We start from the raw sequence: 6604 nt of genomic DNA on the forward strand, positions 1-6604 counted from the left end.
CTAACAAATGCTGGTAATTTGAACACTATCGAGTGACCAAGCGCATGCCTTGGCAATGAGGAAATCTTCTTAGTTGCAGTTTGTGTGGCAGAGGGAAATTGTAAAAGGTATAGCGGTGATGCCCACAGTATCTATGTGAGCATCAGTTATAGCAGTCTTGCATGTGAAAAAGTAATCCCAAAGAATTGCATCACTTTGGTTTGTAATGAAAATTACAAAAAATATTCCCTTTTACCGCCAAGGAAATAAATCGACCCATAGCAAATGGCTATCCGCAGTAAGAGGCTGTAATTGCCCTCCCTTAATTGCAGGCAACCACCAACAGCCTTGCGAAGCAGTAAGTTGGTGTGTTTCGGTATGGCAAACAAGCCAGTTTCCCTTCACAACGTAGATCAACCCACTATGGGAAACAGGAAGTTTTTGTGCCGAACTCACCGACGATACCGATGCCTGCCAGCAACCGCGCCGCGTCATAATATTAAAGTCTTGACTACTCCCCCCTAATAAACGCGCATGAATAGGGATATCACCGGGGAAAGCAAACGGCTGCAACGGCTTGGAAAGAGTATGTGCCTCCCAGCCTGGGCTGGATAGTTCTACCCCTTCACCTGATAGCAGCGTAATTGACCGATCGATATCCGAAAACATTGAAAACGGGCCATCCTGTTCGATAGTAGCAATACTGGCACGCCAGGCAAAATCATCTCCACCAACGGGCCAACATGCTATTTCACGGGTTTCGCCGCCGCCATTTCGCCAACGGCTAACGGGTAAGCTGGCAAAATCAAAAAGGGTAAAGCTCATCAGACCTCCTGTTGACAGGCTTTCAATACCGTCAGAAAATCCTGTGCAGATTGCTGTTGCATTGGATGATATCTATCCACTATTACCGCTTTGCCTGCCACATAAACATCGCGAATTTGCGATTTGCCCCCCGCAAATAACCACCGATTCAACAAAGATGCCGATTTTGTACCAGCAATATAAGGATCATCGCCATCCAGTACTAACCAGTCAGCACGGTAGCCTTCTGTTAACTGACTAATTTTGCTGGCACAAGCCTGTCGTCCTCCAGCTAAAGCTTGGCTATAAAGCAAATCAGCCACGGCAGGATATTGCTCACTCGTCAGACGATTACGGCGTTGATCACGCAGGCGCTGACCATATTCTAACCAACGTAATTCTTCCACCACATCCAATGAAACATGGCTATCTGAACCAATACCCCAGTGCCCCTGATAATGCAGATAATCGACCCCAGGGAAAATACCATCACCAAGGTTAGCCTCGGTAGTCGGGCATAATCCTGCCACAGCCTGACTTTCTGCCAAACGAACAAGCTCGGATTTATCCAGGTGTGTCGCATGAATCAGACACCAGCGGCTGTCGACAGGCAAATGGTTATACAGCCATGCAACGGGGCGCTGCCCACTCCAATCCAGACAGTCGTTAACCTCCTTTTGCTGCTCAGCAATATGAATATGTACCGGTAATTGATTATCCGAAGCTTGTAGGATCTCCTGCATTTGGCTGAGCTCTACGGCGCGCAAAGAATGAAAACATAAACCTTGGTTTTGTAATGGCTGATTAGCCAATTGTTTACTAATGACCTGCTGCTGTTTGAGATAGCTATCGGTGCTCTGAATAAAACGGCGCTGCCCCTGCTGAGCAGGCTGAGCACCAAACCCCGCGTAGCTGTACAATACGGGTAACAATGTCATCCCGATACCCGCCTCTTGCGCTGCCTGACTCAGTTGAGCGGTCATTTCACCAAGGCAATTGTATGGATTACCTTCGGGATCGTGGTGTAAATAATGAAACTCTGCGACTTGCGTATAGCCACCTTTCAGCATCTCGATATACAGTTGACGGGCAATCACACCAACATCTTCCGGTGTTAATTGCTGTACCAGTCGATACATCAGATCTCGCCAAGTCCAGAAGCTATCCTGTGGGTTACCGGCGATTTCGGCTAATCCAGACATCATGCGCTGAAAGGCATGGGAGTGAAGATTCGGCATGCCTGGCACTATTGGGCCGGATAAAACCTGACAACCAGTACCACTGCTGCCGGTCACAATGCGCTGAATATACCCCTGTTCGTCAACAGTAATTTGTACGTTATCTGCCCATCCACTCGATAAGAAAGCACGCTCGGTAAAATAAACTGGCATAGCGATATCCCAATATTTTGTTCAGAGTCAAACGCGCTAAGCAGCAGCGGCGTCAATTAATTAAACCACTCACTTGTATATACATATACATACGCTAAATTCAACCGTAGACTTAGCATATAAATCTTTTATTTGACGAGGTTAACGCCGTGGCGGAACAACAAAAAGTCTTACAATTAAGTGCCGCAATGGACGATACTCCGGCGCCAATTTATCAACGGGTTAAGTTGGCCATTATCCACCAGATCAGAAGCGAGGTCTGGCAGCCCCATCAACGCGTTCCCTCAGAAAGCGAGCTCGTTGCTGAGCTGGGGGTCAGCCGTATGACTATCAATCGTGCGTTACGTGAATTAACCAATGAAGGTTTCCTTATTCGTATGCAAGGCGTGGGAACTTTTGTTGCTGAAGCAAAAGCGCACAGTGCCTTGCTTGAAGTTCATAACATTGCTGACGAGATAACCGCTCGTGGTCATCGCCACAGCAGTAAAATTCTGCAACTAGAAGCTCGCCCGGCAACCCCTGAAGAAGCGGTAGCGTTAGGGATCCTGCCCGGTCAACAGTTGTTCTACTCGCAAATTGTGCATTATGAGAATGACTTCCCTGTTCAAGTCGAAAATCGCTGTGTTAATCCAAGCACGGCCCCCGACTATATGAAGCAGGATTTCAATCACATAACTCCTTACAGCTATCTCACACAAGCCGCGCCTCTGACTGAAGGTGAACATATTGTTGAAGCCGTGATCCCGAGCCAGACTGAGCGACAACTGCTGCAATTGGATGAGCATGAGCCTTGTCTGTTGATTCGCCGAAGAACCTGGTATGGAAAAGTGGTCGTCACTGCGGCGCAATTACTGTATCCAGGCTCACGCTATCAACTCTATGGTCGTTTTACCCCACAAGGCACCGTGACGTCCTGATCAATTTTATTTCTCTGTGAGAACTGCGAAGTGTTACGCAATTGTTTAAATCTCTATCTTGCTGATAGTGACTTTATGCGCTAGGTTGTCCATGATTGTATATACAACTTAATTTCGCTGTGTACTCGCCATCATTAACGCTATAGCAACAAATAAATTTCGGAGCACTGACTTATGCCAGTGATTCAATCAGTAAGCAGCGCTGTGGCGGCGGGTACAAAGGGTATAGCTTGAAGGAGTGAGATGGTGTCAGTAATTCACTGTGACAGTTTGTGGTACGGTGCCGATATCGTGACCATGTGTGGAGGGGAATATCATCTGATACCGCAAGGAGCAATAGCGGTCACAGGCGGTAAAATAGTCTGGATTGGGCCACATAAAGAGTTGCCAGCACTCCATGCCTCACGTGAGATCGTCTTTCAAGGTGGCCTGATTACCCCTGGTTTAATTGATTGCCATACACATCTCGTCTTTGGCGGTGATCGCAGTGCTGAATTTGAGCAACGCCTTAACGGGGTCAGCTATGCAGAGATTGCCGCTAATGGTGGTGGGATTATCTCAACGGTCAGGGCAACACGGAATACCAGTGAAGAACAATTGCTCGAACAAGCTTTATTTCGGCTGAAACCTCTTCTTGCCGAGGGCGTGACCTGCATAGAGATAAAATCCGGTTATGGCCTTAGTCTTGAAAGTGAAATAAAAATGCTGCGGGTTGCCCGCCGTTTGGGTGAATTACTCCCCATTACAGTTAAAACAACCTGTTTGGCAGCACATGCTTTACCGCCTGAGTTTGCCGGCAGAGCTGACGACTACATTGATTTCGTTTGTAATACTGTCATTCCTCGGGTAGCTGAAGAGGGGTTGGCCGATGCCGTTGACGCATTTTGTGAACACCTGGCATTTTCACCGGCACAGGTCGAGCGCATATTCTTGGCCGCCCAGAAAGTCGGTTTGCCGCTCAAACTGCATGCCGAGCAACTGTCGGCACTTGGTGGCAGTACTCTTGCAGCAAAATTTAATGCATTGTCGGCCGATCATCTTGAATATGCCACTGAGTCAGATGTTCAAGCCATGGGCCATGCGGGTACTGTGGCGGTATTGCTACCAGGTGCTTATTACTTGCTACGTGAAACACAATGCCCCCCCATTGAACTGTTTCGCCAGTATGGTGTGCCAATGGCCTTGGCCAGCGATGCCAATCCAGGAACCTCCCCTGCGCTCTCTTTGCGTTTGATGCTTAATATGGCGTGCACCTTATTCCGTATGACACCGGAAGAAGCGTTGGCGGGTGTCACATGCTATGCCGCTCAGGCACTTGGTCTGCAAGAGACGCAAGGCACATTGGAAATTGGCAAACTGGCAAATTGGGTCCATTGGCCACTATCCCGCCCGGCCGAATTAGCTTACTGGCTAGGTGGCCAATTGTCTGCGACTGTCGTTTTCCAAGGAGAGGTTCGCCCATGAATCTAACTGACCCGTTAAGTTTTCACTCCGGTAAACTGCCTTTATTAATCAGCATTCCTCATGCCGGCACCCGACTAACCCCCGTGGTGGAGGCTGGCCTAACAGCTGCCGCACGCCCTTTATCAGATACTGATTGGCATATTCCTCGTCTCTATGATTTTGCCAGAAATATGGGGGCCAGCTTACTAATAGGTAATTACTCTCGCTTAGTCGTTGACCTTAATCGCCCAGAGGATGATCAGCCACTGTATACCACAGCAACAACTGGCTTATTCCCCGAAACGTTGTTCGATGGGCGACCTTGTTTTATCTCAGGTAAAACACCGTCGCCGCAGGAGCGTCAATCTTACCTGTTACATATCTGGCGTCCTTATCATCAGCAACTTCAATCCGAATTGGACCGGCTTAAAGCACAGTTTGGCTATGCATTGCTGTTAGATGCACATTCAATTGCATCAGTTATTCCGAGATTATTTGAAGGGCAATTACCCGATTTGAATTTTGGTACCAATAGTGGTGTCAGTTGTGACCCATCATTAAGCAAGCAATTAATTGAATGTTGTCAACATCAATCCACCTTCAGCCATATATTGAATGGGCGCTTTAAAGGTGGTCACATAACTCGGGCATATGGTCTGCCTCAGAATCAGCAACACGCCGTGCAACTGGAATTATCCCAGTTAAACTATATGTCTGAAACTGAGCCTTATCACTACCGACCTGAGCGAGCCACGCATTTGCAGCAGTTACTCGAACAGTTAATTCATATCATGTTGTCATGGGGTGAACAGCACTATCAACGCTGAAACATAACATTCCACTCACTGAGTTTTCAGTCGGTAATAAATGTAAAAAAGGCGGGGTTAAATCCCGCCTTTTTAATTCACCTATTTCCGACACAGAAAAGGGTAATAATTACTGCTAAGTTAACTTAGAAACGGTAAGTCAAGTTAACTGCAACAGTATCATCAGTGCCCAGGCCCAGTGGATTGTTATCTTCATCCAGTAAGTTAATCTGGTAGTCAACATAGGCAAACATGTTTTTGTTAATATAGTAAGTCACACCGATTTCAGCATATTTCAGCAAATCTGCATCGCCAACAACTGCCAGCTCTTTACCTTTAGACTGGACATAAGCGATGGACGGGCGAATGCCATTTTCGAACTGGTATTGAGCGACCAATTCAACGTTCTGGGTTTTATTCGCAATCAGTGCTTTATATGGCGTCATATTCAGCGTTTCGCCGTACATTGCTGCGATGTAAACTTGGTTTGCATCATATTTCAGCGCAGTCGCCCAAGCCTGAGCTTTATCCCCTGTCGCACTGTCAGCCAATGTTTTTTGGCCTAAGGTCCGATTGGAAGAAGAGTATGCACCCGCAAAGCCAATACCGCTGCCTTCGATGTCTTGGTAATCAACAGACAAACCAAAACCGTCGCCATTAGCCTTCTGGATTGCGCGCTCATTCTTAGTGGTATCTCCATCGTCATTACGACCTTGATACTGAGCAGCAACATTCAGACCTTTAACCAGGCCGAAGAAGTCAGAGTTACGGTAAGTTGCCAAACCAGTAGAACGACCTGTCATGTAATTGTCGGTATAAGCGATTGAGTCGCCACCGAACTCTGGCAGCATATCGGTATAGGCCAGCGCATCATAAACTACACCGTAGTTACGGCCGTAATCGAAAGAGCCAAACTCAGCAAATTTCAGACCAGCAAAACCCAAGCGGGTTTTATTGCCTTTGTCGCCCTGAGATTCTGCATTTTTAGCGGCTACGTTATATTCCCACTGGCCGAAACCGGTCAATTGGCTATTAATCTGTGTTTCACCCTTAAAACCGAAACGCACATAGGTATCGTCAGCGTTATTATGGTTTGAGAAAAGGTATTTAGCGGCTACGCGGCCATAAAGATCCAGCTTATTGCCGTCTTTATTATAAATCTCTGCTGCATTTGAAAGAGTAGGAACGATACTCAAGGTGACCGCCAAGGCCAGTAAACTGCGCTTCATCATTAATTTTCCTTTAAATTTTAATAAAACAAACC

The 6604-nt window shown here is 47.0% G+C and carries 6 protein-coding genes; 3 read left to right on the forward strand and 3 right to left on the reverse strand.

The window, feature by feature from the left end; genetic code table 11:
• Positions 1 to 231: 231 nt before the first annotated feature.
• A complete protein-coding gene (locus V2A85_RS21150) occupies positions 232 to 804 on the reverse strand; it encodes a HutD family protein (RefSeq protein ID WP_083159043.1) in 573 nt (190 codons plus the stop codon).
• Complete coding sequence (locus V2A85_RS21155; protein WP_420072277.1) at positions 804 to 2174, reverse strand: formimidoylglutamate deiminase; 1371 nt, start codon at positions 2172 to 2174, stop codon at positions 804 to 806. Before V2A85_RS21155 ends, V2A85_RS21150 begins: the two co-directional genes overlap by 1 nt.
• 149 nt (positions 2175 to 2323) lie before the next feature.
• Between V2A85_RS21155 and hutC the strand changes: the two genes are divergently transcribed.
• The 3 genes from hutC (at position 2324) to hutG (ending at position 5361) form a co-directional block, all read left to right on the forward strand.
• Positions 2324 to 3091, forward strand: coding sequence for a histidine utilization repressor (hutC, locus tag V2A85_RS21160; protein ID WP_083159045.1), 768 nt, complete (start codon positions 2324 to 2326; stop codon positions 3089 to 3091).
• 243 nt (positions 3092 to 3334) lie between these two features.
• Positions 3335 to 4555, forward strand: a complete 1221-nt coding sequence (hutI, locus tag V2A85_RS21165) for an imidazolonepropionase (protein WP_420072278.1) — start codon at positions 3335 to 3337, stop codon at positions 4553 to 4555.
• Positions 4552 to 5361: an N-formylglutamate deformylase gene (gene hutG, locus V2A85_RS21170; RefSeq protein ID WP_372558863.1), complete on the forward strand. Its 810-nt coding sequence runs from the start codon at positions 4552 to 4554 to the stop codon at positions 5359 to 5361. The genes hutI and hutG overlap by 4 nt, the downstream gene beginning before the upstream one ends.
• Positions 5362 to 5486: 125 nt before the next feature.
• Here hutG and V2A85_RS21175 read toward each other — a convergent pair whose 3' ends face one another.
• The gene (locus V2A85_RS21175; RefSeq protein WP_083159048.1) at positions 5487 to 6572 is read right to left on the reverse strand and encodes a porin; all 1086 of its coding nucleotides are present in this window, start codon (positions 6570 to 6572) and stop codon (positions 5487 to 5489) included.
• Positions 6573 to 6604 lie beyond the last annotated feature (32 nt).

This window comes from Yersinia sp. 1252 StPb PI, from assembly GCF_048593885.1.
Lineage (GTDB): Bacteria > Pseudomonadota > Gammaproteobacteria > Enterobacterales > Enterobacteriaceae > Yersinia > Yersinia enterocolitica_E.